This window comes from Domibacillus sp. DTU_2020_1001157_1_SI_ALB_TIR_016, from assembly GCF_032341995.1.
In the GTDB taxonomy this organism is placed as follows: Bacteria; Bacillota; Bacilli; order Bacillales; family Domibacillaceae; genus Domibacillus; species Domibacillus indicus_A.
The window spans coordinates 1090281-1106678 of record NZ_CP135439.1 but is presented as its reverse complement, the minus strand read 5'-3'; the positions used below and the strand labels follow the sequence as shown (position 1 = coordinate 1106678).

Below are 16398 nucleotides of genomic sequence, written 5' to 3'. Positions count from 1 at the left end.
ATAAATAAAGTCCCCTTTCTTAGTAGCCCGACTGCTGGCGCTTATAGTTTACTTCATTTTTGGCGATATACGCCTGTTCCACTTCTTCTGCTGAGAATCCAAGCATATCCCCCAGTGTAAAGAAACGGTCAAGCAGGGATTGATACGCTTCTTTTGCTTTATCACGGTGGAAGGTATGAACGGCTTCTGTGACAAGCAAAAACTGGTCCGTTGCCGTTTTTGCAGGCTGCTGGGACGCCGGCACTGCATCTGTCAGGTCAGCTAAAATGCCGAGTGACAGAATAAAATGTACGCCGTCTACAAATTCTTCTAAAATGATTCCCCGCTCTGACGGCCCTTTTGTACTCCAAAATTTAAAGCATCTCGTTTCATTAGCCAGTTCACCAATTTCAACAAGCAGAGCGAGCACTTTTTGGTCAAACAAATTCGTTCCTTCCAGATTGTGTTCCTTTTCTATGTATGAATCGAGCCCGCGCTGCATTTCAAACAATGTATTCATATTCAAATGGCTGTTCCTCCTATCATTGCTAACACCATTAAATCCATAACGGCAAGAACCGGCATTCCGTATTTAAAGGATGCATGCTTCGTTTTATGCCGGTACGTCTGCATGGCCACCCATCCGCCCGGTGCACCGCCAAGCAAAGCCAGCAGCCAGAGCGTCCTTTCCCGGGTTCGGTACAGCCGTTTTTGCGCTTTTTTCTTATCATTTGCCATCGTTATATAGGCAATCATATTAATAAAAATAAAATAAATGAAGACCATCACTATCTGCTCTCCTCCTTCCCTATTTTAACAAACTTTTCCCGAAACAGCCTAATTTGGAGAACAAGCGAAACAAATCTTTTATCAGCCGGCTGCTTTCCTGAAGCTGATGATGTAAAAAACTGTTCATTCGGCTCGTTGCTTTTATAGGCCGTTAAACCCAATAGGTATAAAAAAACCGCCCTGAAGGATCAGGACGGTTTTGAGGTTATTAACCTAGTTGTTTTTTTGCAGCGTCTGCAAGCTGTGCAAATCCTTGCGCATCGCTAACAGCAAGATCAGCAAGCATTTTGCGGTTTACTTCGATACCAGCAAGCTTCAAACCGTGCATTAAACGGCTGTAAGAAAGACCGTTTGTACGAGCAGCTGCGTTGATACGAGTGATCCACAATTTGCGGAAATCACGTTTTTTGTTACGGCGATCCCGGTATGCATATTGCAGGGATTTCATAACTTGTTGGTTGGCAACTTTATATAAACGATGTTTCGAACCGAAATAACCTTTTGCTAATTTAAGAACCTTTTTACGACGTTTGCGTGTTACAGTACCGCCTTTTACGCGTGGCATACTATTTCCCTCCTAATGATGTTACGTTAATTTTCTTACAGATTGTCAAGCATGTGGCGAATACGTTTGAAATCGCCTTTTGATACAAGAGCGCCTTTGCGCAATTTACGTTTTTGTTTTTGAGATTTGTTTGCGAACAAGTGGCTTGTGTAACCGTGTGAACGTTTCAGTTTACCTGAACCTGTTTTCTTGAAACGTTTGGCAGAACCACGGTGAGTTTTCATTTTTGGCATTTCGTCTTCCTCCTCAAACTGGTTTACTTTTCGTTTTTAGGCGCCATAATAAGGAACATACTACGGCCGTCCATTTTCGGCTTGGACTCAACAGTCGCAACTTCCTTGCACGCTTCTGCAAAGCGGTCAAGTACACGCTGGCCGATTTCTTTATGCGTAATCGCACGTCCTTTGAATCGGATCGATGCTTTTACTTTATCACCTTTTTCCAAGAACTTAATCGCATTGCGAAGCTTGGTATTAAAATCGTGGTCATCAATCGTTGGACTGAAGCGCACTTCTTTTAATTGGATGATTTTCTGGTTTTTGCGGGCTTCCTTCTCTTTCTTCTGCTGTTCGAACTTGAACTTTCCATAGTCCATGATGCGGGCTACAGGCGGTTTCGCGTTCGGAGCAACAAGCACAAGATCAAGATTTACGCGGGCAGCAATTTCAAGCGCTTCGCGTTTTTGTTTAATGCCGAGCTGATCGCCGTTTTGATCGATCAAGCGTACTTCACGGGCACGGATGCCTTCGTTTAAATTCATATCTTTGCTAATAACAAGCCACCTCCGGGTCATTTTAAAAACACTATTTAAAAGAGAAGCGCACTGCTGCATGAAAAAAGCGAGGCATCTAAAAGTAGATGCCCCGCTAGTAAAAAGCTGCCCAAAACAGCTTAGTCGTTTTACCATGTCAACCTGCCAACTTTTCTGTCAGACGAGGTGAGAAGCGGGTGCTTCTGCTTTCTTTTATTATGTGTTTCATTCACCTAAGTAACTATATCATATCCTCTTTCAAATGTCCAGAAGACAAATTGAAAGAACCAACGTTTTAAATAATACCATTGCTTTTCAAAAAAAACAATAGTTTTTTTCTTAACGTTTGCCTTCTTTTTGAACAAGGTCGCGGAAAGCGTCAAATGACATCGTCTCAGACTGCTGTTCACCGTACTTGCGGACATTCACTGTACCGCTCTCAAGCTCTTTATCACCCACTACGAGCATGTACGGAATTTTCTTCATTTGCGATTCACGGATTTTATACCCGAGCTTTTCTTCACGGCTGTCCATTTCGACACGGATGCCGGCTGCTTTCAGCTCATCCTGTAACTTTCTTGCGTAGTCGTAGTGAACCTCGTTAGAAACAGGAATGATTTGAACCTGAACCGGTGCAAGCCATGTCGGGAATGCTCCCTTGTATTCTTCAATCAAAAACGCAACAAAGCGTTCCATTGTGGAAACTACACCGCGGTGAATAACAACCGGACGGTGCTGCTTGCCGTCTTCACCCACATATGTTAAGTCAAAGCGTTCCGGAAGAAGGAAATCCAGCTGTACAGTAGACAAAGTTTCTTCTTTGCCAAGCGCTGTCTTTACCTGTACGTCAAGCTTCGGACCGTAGAACGCCGCTTCATCTTCTGCTTCTACGTACTCCATGCCAAGCTCATCCATTGCGTCTTTCAGCATCGCTTGTGCTTTTTCCCACATTTCATCATCATCGTAGTATTTCTCGGTGTTTTCCGGATCGCGGTAAGACAAGCGGAACGAGTAATCATTTAAATCAAAATCTTTATAAACAGACAAGATCAGCTCGACAACACGTTTGAGTTCATCTTTGATTTGGTCCGGACGAACAAAGATGTGGGCATCATTCAATGTCATCCCGCGAACACGCTGCAGGCCGGCAAGGGCGCCTGACATTTCATAGCGGTGCATTGTGCCAAGTTCAGCAATACGGATCGGCAGCTCGCGATAGCTGTGAATGTCATTTTTATAAATCATCATGTGATGCGGGCAGTTCATCGGGCGAAGAACAAGATCCTCGTTGTCCATTTCCATGACCGGGAACATACCGTCCTGATAATGATCCCAGTGTCCGCTTGTTTTGTAAAGTTCAACGCTTCCCATTACCGGTGTGTATACATGGTCATAGCCGAGGCTTACTTCTTTATCGACAATGTAGCGTTCGATAATACGGCGGATTGTTGCACCTTTTGGCAGCCAAAGCGGCAGACCCTGTCCGACTTTCTGGGAATTTGTAAACAAATCAAGCTCTTTTCCAATTTTGCGGTGATCGCGCTCTTTTGCTTCTTCAATCATTTTCAAGTGATGCTCAAGGTCTTCCTTTTTAAAGAAAGCCGTTCCGTAAATACGCTGAAGCATTTTGTTGTCTGAATTACCGCGCCAGTATGCACCGGCGATGTTAAGCAGCTTAAATTCTTTTAACTTTCCAGTGGACGGAACGTGTACACCGCGGCATAGATCGGTGAAATCACCCTGCTCATACAGTGTAACCGTTTCGTTCTCCGGAATTGCTTCAAGAAGCTCCAGCTTGTATTCATCATCAATTTCTTTGAAAAACTGCTCTGCTTCCGCGCGTGATACTTCTTTGCGGATAACCGGCACGTTTTCGTTAATGATTTTCTTCATTTCTTTTTCGATTTTCGGCAAATCTTCCGGTGTAATGGATTCATCCAGATCAATATCATAGTAAAAGCCGCCTTCAATAACCGGGCCCACACCAAGCTTGACTTTGTCGGCTCCGTAAACACGTTTGATCGCCTGCGCCATCAAGTGTGCTGTACTGTGGCGAAGCACTTCAAGCGCGTCAGCATGCTCAGGTGTAATAATTTCAATCGCGCCATCCTGCTCGATCGGTGTTTTTAAATCAATAAACTGTCCTGATACTTTGCCGGCAAGCGCTTTTTTACGCAGGCCCGGGCTGATCGACTGCGCAACCTCTTCCATTGTTGTTCCAGACGGAAATTCCTTTACAGCGCCGTCTGGGAATGTTAATTGAATCGACATTTGTATTTCCTCCTTCTTTTTAAACGACAAAAAACCCCACTCCTTCATAAACGAAGGGGCGAGGTTTAATCGCGGTTCCACCCAACTTTCCGGGAAATTCCCGGCTTAATTACAGTCAGATAACGGTCTGGTGCCGCCGCTTCTTACTTTCAGGTTCAGAAGCAGAGCTCGAGGGTGGTGAATTCATTTGTTTCGACGGGAAAGTTGCAGCTCATCGCTTTCCCTCTCTGTAGACGTCTCAAATGAAACATGTCCCTGTCTTCGCTTTTCATATGACGTTATTATAGTCTCCCTCTCACTCAAAATCAAGAGTGAGTTTTAATGCCGGCGATTCATACCGCTCAGTTCCACCGGCGTGGTCAAAAACTTAATACGTTCCATAATGCGTGCTGCTTTCAGCTCTTCCGATTCACCGCGCTGTGAATGCGTCAAGTGATGCTCCAGCTCACTATAATTAAAGTTAGAGGTAAACAAAACCGGAAGCCCTTCAAGCATACGGTGCTGCAGAATCGTACCGAGTATATCGTCGCGAATCCAGCTCGACATCGTTTCTGCCCCAATATCGTCAATCATTAAAACAGGCGCAGATTTCACCGCTTCAATTTTCTCTCCCGTTGAATGGTCGTTAAGCGACTGTTTCATTTCACGGACAAACTCCGGAAAATAAACGATCATGGATGCAATATGCTTCTCGGCCAATTCATTGGCGATAGCACCAAATAAAAAGGATTTACCGACGCCGAATTTCCCATGTATATATAAACCTTTAGAAGACTGCCCAGGCGCGTAGCTGTCAACAAAATCTTTTGCCATTGAAACCGCATCTATTCTGCTTTCATCATCCAGCTCCACTTGATCAAATGTAGCTTTTAAAACGTCTCCCGGCATGTAGAGGCTTTTCACATGCCTGCGCAAATGTTTCATTTCATCATCCCGAATTTTACGAGGACAGCGCTTGTAATCCAGCTCAACTGCCTGGTAACGCATGGAAAGCTCCGGCTCAAAGCCCGGCATCATGTTCACACACCCGTCAAGAGATGGACATTTCCCGCAGCTTCGGCTTTGGGATACATACTCATATAGTTTGACCATCGCGCGCGTTACTTCCCGTTCACCAAGATTGTGTTCTTTAATAAATGCCTGGACCGTTTTGTCTGCCAGCACTTCCCGTTTCGTCTGCTCATATTGTTCTGCAAACCCCGGCGACGTTTTGAAATTCCCGAGTGCTTCGTTAATCTTTTTCACCGGCCGACGCCCCCTCTTTCCGTTTTCTCAATTCTTCTTCCAGTTTGCGTTTCTTCGCTTCAAAGTCTTTGCTTTGTTTAGGCCGCTCTTTTTCTGTGTCTTTTTCTTTTTCCTTTTCCGTAAACCAGGATGGCAGTTTTTCCTGGCGAACCGCTTTGCGGTTTCCATAGGATGATGAGGTGCTCTTTGGCTTTGTCCATTCCTTCGGCTGCTTTTGTTCCGTTTTTGCCAGTTCAATACCCTCTTTGGCCGTTTTTACTTTTTTGCGTGCCCACTGGGCGGCAATTTTGTCCATAAAGCTTTTAGACAGCTTCATATTTGATTTCAGCATAACATATTGAATGAGCGCATTCATTACACCCGGCGTAAAATCGTACTGCAGCATCACCTGCTCAATAAGCTTCATATCTACGGATGAGGGCGCTTTATCTGATATATCGATCATCATTTGATAGGGGGTAACCGATTCACAATGAAGGATCAGCTTTTCTTCTTTTGTTTTCGGCTCACCCGCTTCTTTAAGCTCCTGGCTTCCCATGCGCGGTGTCATGTCTGGAAGGCGCCCGCCTGATTCAAACTGATAGGCATTACGCGCAGATTTCCGAAGTTCCTCCACCTCAATTTCATCCTGTTCGTTTATCGAAGACAAAACCAGGTTCTTCATATCAAGCGGTTGAATGCCATATAAAAAAGACAATTTTTTAATGGTTTCTTTAATAAAGGGGGTGAGGGCAGATGCCGGAATCAAGGCGTCTTTAAGAGCCCGTTCAAGCGCTGAAAAATCAAAGGATTCATTTAAAACAGGTCCTGTTTTGGTTCCTTTTGAAGCGAGGCGGGTACCCGGCTCCGGCGCACTGTCTATTTCTGCTTCCTGCATTTCTGTATACCCTGTTGAAAAAACGTCCGGAAAAGCATGGGTCACATCCTGATAATCAGGCGACTTCGGCTCCCGGTCGCAAAATATCCGCTTCAGCCGCAAAAAATGAGGACGGCCAATTTTCCGGTATAAAAAAACGTTTAAAAGACCGTCTGTAAAAAATTGGTCTGGAGCAAGAGGCGGCAGCAGCTCATAAAGAAATTCGCGGTTTTCTCCTGTTTTTTTCACATAGGTTTTCAGTAAGCCAATCCCTTCCAGCTTAAGCCGGTCTTCGTATATTTGCTGCGGACTGCAGCCAAGTGTATTCATTAAATGATAGTGCAGAGCACTCTCAGACGACAGCTTGCCGTCCTCTACTTCCGCATACATGGTCATGTATAAGCTGAGTGCCTGGGCACCGATCAGCGGCTGGTACAACAGCGCAACCACTTTTTGTTCAAGGCTGTCTACACAGCCGGACACTGTCACCCTGTAAGCATCGGCGGGCTGCATTTCATTCCAGTGCCGATTCATATTCTTCACCTCAAAGTTTCTTAAATAAGAAGAAAAAAGCCCGGAGCTCTATCTCTCCCGGGAGTTTATTTTTCTTTGTTAATAATTTCTTTTAATTCATCCAAAAATACGTTAATATCTTTGAATTGCCGGTACACGGACGCAAAACGGACATACGCTACTTCATCAATTTCTGCAAGGCGGTCCATGACCATTTCACCGATTGCATCTGACTGCACTTCCGATACACCTTTTGAGCGCAGTTCCTGTTCGATATCAGCGGTCATTTTTTCAAGCGTTCCAAGCGGCACCGGGCGCTTCTCGCATGCTTTTATCAATCCGCGAAGCATTTTCTCGCGGTTAAATTCTTCGCGCATTCCTTCTTTTTTTACAACGATGAGTGGCATGTGCTCTACGCGTTCAAAAGTCGTAAACCGGTAGCCGCATTTTTCACATTCGCGGCGCCGGCGGATGGAATGCCCGTCATCTGCCGGGCGCGAATCGACAACTTTCGTCCCGTTAAAACGGCAGTCAGGGCAAATCATGGCTTTAATCAACTCCGATTTTATTTATATCCTGCAATGTGCTGGTTTCGTTCTTACTCATTATCATACTAAAAAAGAGACCTTATGAAAATAAAAAAGAGGCGTATGAAAGTTCATACACCTCGTTTTGCTTACACATTTGCAGTTTCTTTGAGTTGCGTGCGTACCGGACCCATACCACGCGGCATCTCAATTGTTTCGCGTGTTTCAGCTTCAAGTGCATCTGCAATATAGTTTGCAGCAATGTTCGGATCAAGATCCCCACATGTATAAACATCAATACTTGCATATCCATGTTCCGGGAAGCTGTGAATCGTTAAATGAGACTCGGAGATAATGACGACTCCACTTACTCCTTGAGGAGCAAACTTGTGGAACGCGACTTCGCGAATTTCCGCACCTGATTTAAGAGCGGCGTCGACAAATGTTCTCTCGATGACTTCCATATCGTTTAATTTGTCAAAATTGCAGCCCCATAATTCTGAAATGACGTGACGACCCATTGTTTCCATGATCGTTCCCCCTTTTACAAAGTAGTTTTTGAATCAATTGTAAAAGTGATCACTGCCACGGGGGAAAGTTAGTCCGAAGAGGTCCTAACCCTTTAAGCATTTATTTCACAAAGTTGAGTATACGACCTGTCAAAACATTTTGCAACAAGTTTCTTTATTTTTTTCATAGAAAAAAGCCCCGGCAGGCACCGGGGCTTATGTATGAGACAATTAAGCTGAAATATAAACTTTTTTCTTCATTTGTTCTGCCACAAACTGAACAAGATCGACAACGCGGCATGAGTAGCCCCATTCATTATCGTACCAGGCAAGCACTTTTACTTTTGTTTCGCCCATGACCATTGTAGTCAGGCCATCGATCGTAGAAGAATGAGGGTTTGTATTAAAATCAACCGATACAAGCGGCTCCTCTGTAAAGCCAAGAATACCATTTAATGGACCTGCCGCTGCTTTTTGAAAGGCTTCGTTTACTTCTTCTGCCGTTACCGGCTTTTTCACATCGACTACCAAGTCTACCAGTGAAACATTAGATGTTGGCACACGCAGGGCCATTCCATGCACTTTTCCTTTTAACTGCGGCAGCACAAGAGAAAGTGCTTTTGCTGCTCCTGTTGAAGTCGGAATAATAGACTGAGCGCAGGCACGGGCGCGGCGAAGGTCTTTATGCGGGTTATCAATATTTTTTTGATCATTTGTGTACGCATGAACGGTTGTCATCAATCCATTTTCAATACCGAATTGATCATCCAATACTTTTGCGACCGGCGCAAGACAATTTGTTGTGCAGGATGCATTGGAAATAATATGGTGATTGTCAATATCAAGTACTTCTTCGTTAACCCCCATTACAATAGTGACGTCTTCTTCTTTGCCAGGTGCCGTTAAAATGACTTTTTTTGCACCTGCCTGCAGGTGAAGGGCCGCTTTATCGCGGGCATTAAATTTACCTGTTGCTTCAATCACAATCTCTACTCCAAGCTTGTCCCATGGAAGCTCAAGCGGGTCACGGCTGGACAGAAGCTGCACGCGCTTTCCATTTACAATAAGCGCTTTTTCTTCAACTTCGATATCCCCTTCGAACTTTCCGTGATTCGTGTCGTATTTAAGCAAATGTGCAAGGGTTTCCGCCGGATAGCTGGCGTTTACCGCAATAATATCAAGGTTGTCTTCTAAAATAGCTTTACGAAATACCATACGGCCAATACGTCCAAATCCATTAATGGCTACTTTTGCTTTTGTCATAAATAAGGCCCTCCTGCTAATAAGGTTATACTTTATATTGATTAACTGAATTTAGTATAACATATTAAACGGAAAATGGAACAAAAAATGTCCCACTAATTTAAAAAAATTTATTAAGGGACAAAAAAAGACCCGATTAAGAATCGAGTCCTAGTCGGGTCAGCCACTGCTCAAGCTGCTTTGCGGTTTCTTCTTTTGTACCACTGTTATTAATGATATCATCAGCCAGCTCTTTTTTTTCTTCAATTGGCATTTGAGATTGAATGCGGGCAGATGCTTCTTCTTCCGTGTACCCGTTTCGGTTCATCAGCCTCTGCAATTGAACAGCAGGATCAGTGTAAACAAGCAGCGTGCGGTCTGCCATCCAGGTAAGCTTGCTTTCAAAAAGAAGCGGGATATCAAACACAATGGTTTTGCACCCCTTCTGGACAGCTTTATCCTTCTCAGCCATCATCCAGGCCCGCACGGCAGGATGTACAATTTCATTCAGCTGCTTTCGCTTTGCTTCATCATGAAAAATAATCGAGCCGAGCTTTTGCCGGTTTAATGATCCGTCCGCGCTTAACACATCACTGCCAAATGTATCGACAATTTCCTGTAAAGCTGGCTGTCCCGGCTCTACAACGGCACGGGCAGCAATATCAGCATCTATAACAGGGAAGCCTTTTTCTTTTAACATATTGCTGACCGTACTTTTTCCAGTCGCAATGCCGCCTGTTAATCCAATAATCATAGCGGACGCTCCAGCGGCTGGCAGTTCAGGCATATATGCGTGCCTCGCCCGCCTGTTTTCATTTTTATAATTTCTGCTCCGCACTCCACACATGCTTCCCCGGCACGTCCATATACATTTAATACTTCCTGGAAGGTCCCTTTTTGTCCCTGGCTGTTTACATATGTGCGAATCGTACTTCCGCCCCGCTCTACCGCTTCTGCCAGTACGGCGACCGTATGCTGGTGAATCTCTGCCGCTTCTTCCTTTGTAATCGTCCGGCCGAGCCGATGCGGATGCACGCGGGAACGAAACAGCACTTCGTCCACATAAATGTTGCCAAGCCCTGTTACAATCACTTGATCTAAAAGAGCCGTTTTCACCTGGCGTGATGTTTTTTGCAGCTTTTCATATAAATGATCGGCTGTAAAGTGTTCATCAAACGGCTCAGGACCGAGCCCTTTCAGCGAAGCCAGCTCGTGTTCGGCACCTTTCGCCGTTAAATGCATCGTACCGAATTTACGAACGTCCCGATACCGAAGCTCCGTACCATCTGTGAATGAAAAAACAACATGAGTATGAGGGGCTTCAGGCTCTGCAGCTTCATTTACACTAAACTTTCCTTCCATGCGCAAGTGGGAAATAAGTGCATAATGATCGAGCTGAAATATTAAAAATTTCCCCCTCCGATCGATGGACTGAATGGTTTCACCAATCAATGCATCGCGAAAAGCGTCTGCCTCGGGCTGTTTGATCATTTTCGGCCAGCGCACATCAACGCCGGCAATTGTTTTGCCCGCCGCCAGCTCGCTCAGCGTACGGCGGACCGTTTCTACTTCTGGTAATTCCGGCATGTTTCTCTCTCCTTACTTCGCATCATACCATGTTGGCCCAAATGAATAATCTACCTTCAGCGGGACATCGAGCTCAAAAGCATGCTCCATGACATCCGGCACAATTTGTTCCATTTGTTTGATTTCTTCCTTTGGCACATCAAAAATCAATTCATCATGCACCTGCAGCAGCAGCTTGGATGTTAAGCCTTCTCTCTCAAGACGTTCAGCAACATCAATCATCGCTTTTTTAATAATATCTGCTGCGCTTCCTTGAATCGGTGTGTTCATCGCCGTACGTTCCCCAAATGAACGCAGGTTAAAGTTTCGGCTGGTGACTTCCGGAATGTAACGCCGGCGGTTTAACAATGTCGTCACATAACCTTTTTCTTTGGCCTGGCGAATGGCCGTATCCATATATTCTTTTACACCTGGATAGGTGTTTAAATACCGTTCGATAAAAGCGGCTGCATCCTTTCGTGTAATGCCAAGACTTTGAGACAAGCCGTAATCGCTTATGCCGTAAACAATGCCGAAGTTAACGGCCTTTGCCTGGCGTCGCATGTTCGATGTTACTCCGTCTTCATCTACATGAAAAACTTCCATAGCCGTAGCCGTATGAATATCAAGTCCCTGCTGAAAAGCTTCAATCAGTTTTTCATCGCCGCTTATATGTGCCAGCACCCGCAGCTCAATTTGAGAGTAGTCGGCAGCAAACATAACAGAATCCTTTTTTTCCGGCACGAATGCCTGTCGGATTTTCCGTCCTTCTTCAAGCCGGATCGGAATGTTTTGCAGGTTAGGATCAGTAGAGCTTAACCGTCCCGTCTGAGTCAAAGCCTGATTAAAGCGGGTATGGATTTTATGTGTATCCGGGTCCGCTACTTTCAGCAGTCCTTCAATATACGTAGACTGCAATTTGCCGATTTGTCGGTAATCTAAAATATGCTGTACAATTTCATGTGACGGCGCCAATTTTTCAAGAACATCCGCCGAAGTCGAGTACCCGGTTTTTGTTTTTTTAACCGGCGGAAGACCGAGCTTTTCAAACAAAATAACGCCAAGCTGCTTCGGTGAATTAATATTAAAGTCCGTTCCAGCCAGCTGGTGAATCGTTTGTTCCATTTGCGCAAGCCGTTTTTTCAGCTCGGTTCCCATTTCATTTAACCGGTCCATATCAACCCGCACGCCTTCCGATTCCATGTCGGCTAAAATGAGGGCAAGCGGAAGCTCCAATTCATCAAACAATTCATTTTGGTCGTTTTTAGTCAGCTCCTGCCGGCACGTGTCATCAAGCCGGCTTAACGCTTCTGCTTTTGCACTAATATGCTTCGCATAAACAGCTTCGTCCGGAAGAGCCAGTTTTGCCCCTTTTCCATAAACGGTTTCGTCCGATGCGATGCCTGTTTCCCCATGCAGCTTCGCTACAGCAGCGAAATCTTCCGGTGATTCAGATGGGTTAATTAAATAAGACGCCAAAAACACATCAAAATCAATGCCGGCTAACTCGATCCCCGAACGCCGCAGCGCAATGACCGTTCTTTTTGCATCATAAACGGTTTTTCGGACAGACGGGTTTTCCGCCCACTGCTTAAATGCCGGAGAAGACACAGCCGTTTCGCCCGGCAGAAAAATGGTTTTCCCACTTCCCGACACAGCAATACCGGCAATTGGCGCCCGGTGGTAGTTCACATCGAGCATTTCTACATATACAGCGTCCGCTTGTTTAAAATGAGACGCCTGCGGCTCCCTTACAATGGTAAAATCCACGTCTGCTGCTGGTTCAGCTTCCTCCGTACGCTGAATACCGTCAAGTAATGACTTAAATTCGAGATCCCGGTATAAATCATACAATTTATCCTGATCTGCCCCCTGATAAGCAAGTCGTTCGACTCCGAGCTCCATAGGCACCGTCCGTAAGATCGTTGCAAGCTGCTTGCTCATGACTGCTTTATCTTTGTGTTCAACAAGCTTTTCCTTCAGCTTTGCACCGCTAACCTCATCAATAGACTCGATCAATTCTTCAACAGAGTGAAACTGCTTTAACAGTTTAATCGCTGTTTTTTCCCCGATACCCGGCACCCCGGGGATATTGTCGGAAGCATCTCCCATCAGCCCCTTCATGTCTATGATCTGCATCGGTGCCAGGCCATATTTTTCTTCAATATGTTCAGGTGTATATTCTTCAATATCTGTTATGCCTTTGCGTGTAATGCATACAGTCGTTTTGTCTGTAGCGAGCTGTGTTAAATCTTTGTCGCCCGAATATACTTTAACCGTATATCCTTCTTTTTCTGCTTGAAGAGACAATGTACCGATAATGTCATCGGCTTCATAGTTTTCTAACTCAAAGTAAGGAATACTGTATGCTTTCAGCAGTTCACGCACATAAGAAAATTGTTCAGACAGCTCGGGCGGCGTTTTTTGGCGCGTCCCTTTATATTCTGTAAATGTTTTGTGGCGAAAAGTCGTCTTACCCGCATCGAAGGCAACCAGTATATGAGTCGGCTGTTCGTCTTTCACCATTTTATTAAGCATCATCGCAAAGCCATATACGGCATTTGTATGTACACCTTTTGAATTACTTAAAAGCGGCAATGCAAAAAAAGCCCGATACGCAATGCTGTTTCCGTCAATAAGCACTAATTTTTTTTCCATACATCCTCCTTGGCATTCATAGTAAATGCACCTCAAAAAGCGCCAGGCACCCCCTTATTGGCAGCAGGCGTAAGAATGGAGCAGAAGTTGACAGCATCCGGCTGCAGTACCTTGTGACCCCTTCTCCTGTAAGCCCTCAGGCATCCGGCGCTACACATTCGTCAGTAAAAAAGCCGTTGTTTTTCTTTTTTATTCTACCATGCACGGCAGAAAAAAAGAAAACAACGGCTTGTTTGTTTTTCGGAAAAAAAAGCGGCGGAGAGCCATCAACTGAGCGCCTCCGCCAAACAAAAGCTGGATAAAGGGGTTGATATTTATACTATAACAGTTCAATATAAAATAAATGTAAACGGTTCGTTAATCTTTTGTAAAATCATTCCGCAAATTCTTGATGAACGAAACGGTAAATGTCGTTCCTTCATTCAGCTTGCTTTCCACGTTAATTTTCCCGTGATGGGCTTCCATAATATGTTTAACAATGGCAAGGCCAAGCCCTGTTCCGCCTGAATCCCGGCTCCGCGCTTTATCCACACGGTAAAACCGTTCAAAAATACGCGGCAGCTCCGCTTTTTCAATTCCAATACCAGTATCAGAAACTTTTACATTCACCATCTGGTCCGACTCGCTTGCATCCACAAAAATCTGCCCGCCTTTTGGTGTGTATAAAATCGCATTTGTAATAAGGTTAACAAACACCTGCTTGAGCCGGTATTCATCTCCTTGAATAACCAGATGATCAGACACGTTCATTTGAAGGGCAATATCTTTTGCTTCCAGACGGCTTTCAAGCGTGACAATCACTTCACTCAACAGTTTTTTCAATGGCACTGCTGTTAAATTAAGCGTAAGTCCTTTCTGCTCAATTTTGGAAAGGTCGAGTAAATCAGCCACAAGCCTTTCCATGCGGCCGCTTTCTTTCCAGATAATCTCCAGAAACATCTTTGCAGCATCCGGGTCATTCAGCGCACCGTCCAGCAGTGTTTCTGAAAAGCCTTTGATGGAGGTGATCGGTGTTTTTAATTCATGGGACACATTAGCAACAAAATCCTTACGCATTTGTTCCAAATGCTTAATTTCCGTAATGTCGTGATACACGACGAGAATCCCTTTCCATTCGTCGTTTGTACCGATAATCGGGGCACCTGATACTTCAATGTCCTTCTCTTCAAGACCAAACGTCATTTTAATTTGCCGGCGGACATTTTTCTCTGTCATAAAAACGTCCTCGACAATTTTAATCACGTCTTCCTGGGTAATGACTTCATAATAACGTTTTTTAATGATGCGGCCGGTGCTGTACATTTTTTTAAAAGACCGGTTCGCCATCACAATATAGCCGCGGTCATCAATAAGCAGAAGCCCGCTTTCAATGTTTTCAATTAGGGTTGTCAGGCGATTTTGATGAACTTCCTGCGCCTGCATCATTTCTTGAAGGTTTCTTGCTAATATGTTAATCGACGTACTGAGCATTCCCATCTCATCAGGAGGCGTTTCATATGTTCTCGCCCTATAGTTACCCTTTGCCAGCTCAATGGCCACCATAGCTGCCGATTCAATTGGCTTTACATACCGGGTTGTAATTTTGGTCCCGATTAAAATAATCAAGAGCAGGGACAGTCCGAGCGAAGTCAGCAAAATCGCCCAAATTTGACCGTATATTTCATCGAGCGCATCGACCCGCATACTCACAATGACGTAGCCTTCCTGCTCACCCGTTTTTGTTAAAATGGGTGTCCAGTGGTATTGAACATCCATTTTACGCATTAAGGAGGTTTGATAGTTTTTTTCATTTAAGGTTTCTGAGATCCGGTGGGCGATATCTCGGTGCACGGCGTTTTCTTCTTCATCTGTCCCGCCGCTGTCATAAAGAAGATCTCCATTGTTATCCGCCACACTCAAACGCGTATCCATTTGCTCGCTCCATTCGTCAAGCACCACCGGATTAATTGCTTCTGTTCCTCCCCAATCTTCCACTGCACTGGCAAGCAGGGAGGTTTCCCGCTCAAGCCGGTCATTAATGGTAGCAAGATAGTAAGATTTAAACATTTGACCAAGCCAGATTCCCAAAGCGGCCAAAACAGCCGCAATCAAAATAAAAAGCGACAGAATAAGTTTTGCCCGGAAATTGATCACGCTTCTTTCGGCTCTTCCAGTTTATATCCAAGTCCGCGGATTGTTTTAATATATTGCGGTTTTTTCGTATTTTCTTCCATCTTGTCTCTTAAATGGCTGATATGTACGTCTACAATGCGGGTATCCCCGACAAAGTCATATTTCCAGACTGCCGCAAGAAGCTGGTCGCGTGTCAGCACTCTCGTTTTGTTTTCAGCTAAAAACAGCAGCAGTTCAAATTCCTTTGGTGTTAAATCCAGCAGGTTTTGCTTGTAATACGCTTCATATTTCTCAGGATAAAGCTTTAAGTCCGCCACTTTAATTAAGGCGCTGTCCTCTTCTTCCTCAACAACTGGTTCTGCCGGCGGAAGCTGTACGCGGCGCAAAATCGCTTTTACGCGTGCAATCAGTTCTCTTGGACTGAATGGTTTTGTCATATAGTCATCTGCCCCAAGTTCAAGGCCAAGCACCTTATCAAATTCTTCGTCTTTTGCTGTCAGCATTAAAATAGGCGTAGCAACCCGTCTTTGCCGCAAGTCCTTGCACACTTCCATGCCGTCGAACTTTGGCAGCATCCAATCTAAAATAATTAAATCTGCAGACACAGACTCCGCTTTTTGAAGAGCTTCCTCTCCATCACAAGCGGTTTCCACTTCAAAACCTGCCTGCTCCAGATTATATTTAATTAACGTGACAATAGATGGTTCATCATCTACAACCAAAATTTTCTTCATATGACCCTCCTGATTCAAATATCTATCTTTCATTATAGCGAAGAAATCCTACTCGATAAAGTGCTGTTCTGCACAAAAAAG

General features: G+C 44.7%; 16 protein-coding genes and 2 other annotated features. All 16 genes read right to left on the bottom strand.

Going from position 1 to position 16398, the window contains the following annotated elements; genetic code table 11:
• Positions 1-19: 19 nt before the first annotated feature.
• On the bottom strand, positions 20-505 hold the full coding sequence (locus tag RRU94_RS13435) for a dUTP diphosphatase (protein WP_315694785.1): 486 nt from the start codon (positions 503-505) through the stop codon (positions 20-22).
• Positions 502-765, bottom strand: a complete 264-nt coding sequence (locus tag RRU94_RS13430) for a DUF1294 domain-containing protein (RefSeq protein WP_242233481.1) — start codon at positions 763-765, stop codon at positions 502-504. Before RRU94_RS13430 ends, RRU94_RS13435 begins: the two co-directional genes overlap by 4 nt.
• A gap of 211 nt (positions 766-976) precedes the next feature.
• Positions 977-1333, bottom strand: a complete 357-nt coding sequence (gene rplT / locus RRU94_RS13425; protein WP_242233282.1) for a 50S ribosomal protein L20 — start codon at positions 1331-1333, stop codon at positions 977-979.
• A gap of 35 nt (positions 1334-1368) precedes the next feature.
• Entirely contained in the window at positions 1369-1566 is a 198-nt protein-coding gene (gene rpmI, locus RRU94_RS13420; protein ID WP_242233281.1) for a 50S ribosomal protein L35, read from the bottom strand.
• 23 nt (positions 1567-1589) lie between these two features.
• Entirely contained in the window at positions 1590-2126 is a 537-nt protein-coding gene (gene infC, locus RRU94_RS13415) for a translation initiation factor IF-3 (RefSeq protein ID WP_242233280.1), read from the bottom strand.
• Positions 2127-2160: 34 nt separating this feature from the next.
• Positions 2161-2299 (bottom strand) — a sequence feature (ribosomal protein L20 leader region).
• A gap of 124 nt (positions 2300-2423) precedes the next feature.
• Positions 2424-4355 (bottom strand): threonine--tRNA ligase, encoded by a 1932-nt coding sequence (gene thrS / locus RRU94_RS13410; protein ID WP_315694782.1) that lies wholly within the window; start codon positions 4353-4355, stop codon positions 2424-2426.
• Between the two features lie 51 nt (positions 4356-4406).
• Positions 4407-4626, bottom strand: a binding site (T-box leader).
• 47 nt (positions 4627-4673) lie between these two features.
• Positions 4674-5600, bottom strand: coding sequence for a primosomal protein DnaI (gene dnaI, locus RRU94_RS13405; RefSeq protein ID WP_315694781.1), 927 nt, complete (start codon positions 5598-5600; stop codon positions 4674-4676).
• Positions 5587-6990 (bottom strand): replication initiation and membrane attachment family protein, encoded by a 1404-nt coding sequence (locus tag RRU94_RS13400; RefSeq protein WP_315694780.1) that lies wholly within the window; start codon positions 6988-6990, stop codon positions 5587-5589. Before RRU94_RS13400 ends, dnaI begins: the two co-directional genes overlap by 14 nt.
• A gap of 65 nt (positions 6991-7055) precedes the next feature.
• On the bottom strand, positions 7056-7514 hold the full coding sequence (gene nrdR, locus RRU94_RS13395; RefSeq protein ID WP_242233276.1) for a transcriptional regulator NrdR: 459 nt from the start codon (positions 7512-7514) through the stop codon (positions 7056-7058).
• A gap of 131 nt (positions 7515-7645) precedes the next feature.
• Positions 7646-8026, bottom strand: coding sequence for an adenosylmethionine decarboxylase (gene speD / locus RRU94_RS13390; protein WP_242233275.1), 381 nt, complete (start codon positions 8024-8026; stop codon positions 7646-7648).
• 210 nt (positions 8027-8236) lie between these two features.
• On the bottom strand, positions 8237-9268 hold the full coding sequence (locus tag RRU94_RS13385; RefSeq protein WP_315694779.1) for a glyceraldehyde-3-phosphate dehydrogenase: 1032 nt from the start codon (positions 9266-9268) through the stop codon (positions 8237-8239).
• Positions 9269-9404: 136 nt separating this feature from the next.
• On the bottom strand, positions 9405-10001 hold the full coding sequence (coaE, locus tag RRU94_RS13380; RefSeq protein WP_315694778.1) for a dephospho-CoA kinase: 597 nt from the start codon (positions 9999-10001) through the stop codon (positions 9405-9407).
• The gene (mutM, locus tag RRU94_RS13375; RefSeq protein WP_315694777.1) at positions 9998-10834 is read right to left on the bottom strand and encodes a DNA-formamidopyrimidine glycosylase; all 837 of its coding nucleotides are present in this window, start codon (positions 10832-10834) and stop codon (positions 9998-10000) included. The genes coaE and mutM overlap by 4 nt, the downstream gene beginning before the upstream one ends.
• Before the next feature lie 12 nt (positions 10835-10846).
• Positions 10847-13471 (bottom strand): DNA polymerase I, encoded by a 2625-nt coding sequence (gene polA / locus RRU94_RS13370; protein WP_315694776.1) that lies wholly within the window; start codon positions 13469-13471, stop codon positions 10847-10849.
• A 357-nt stretch (positions 13472-13828) separates the two neighbouring features.
• Positions 13829-15604 (bottom strand): two-component system histidine kinase PnpS, encoded by a 1776-nt coding sequence (gene pnpS, locus RRU94_RS13365; RefSeq protein WP_315694775.1) that lies wholly within the window; start codon positions 15602-15604, stop codon positions 13829-13831.
• On the bottom strand, positions 15601-16317 hold the full coding sequence (locus tag RRU94_RS13360) for a response regulator transcription factor (protein ID WP_315694774.1): 717 nt from the start codon (positions 16315-16317) through the stop codon (positions 15601-15603). The genes pnpS and RRU94_RS13360 overlap by 4 nt, the downstream gene beginning before the upstream one ends.
• Positions 16318-16398: the final 81 nt, after the last annotated feature.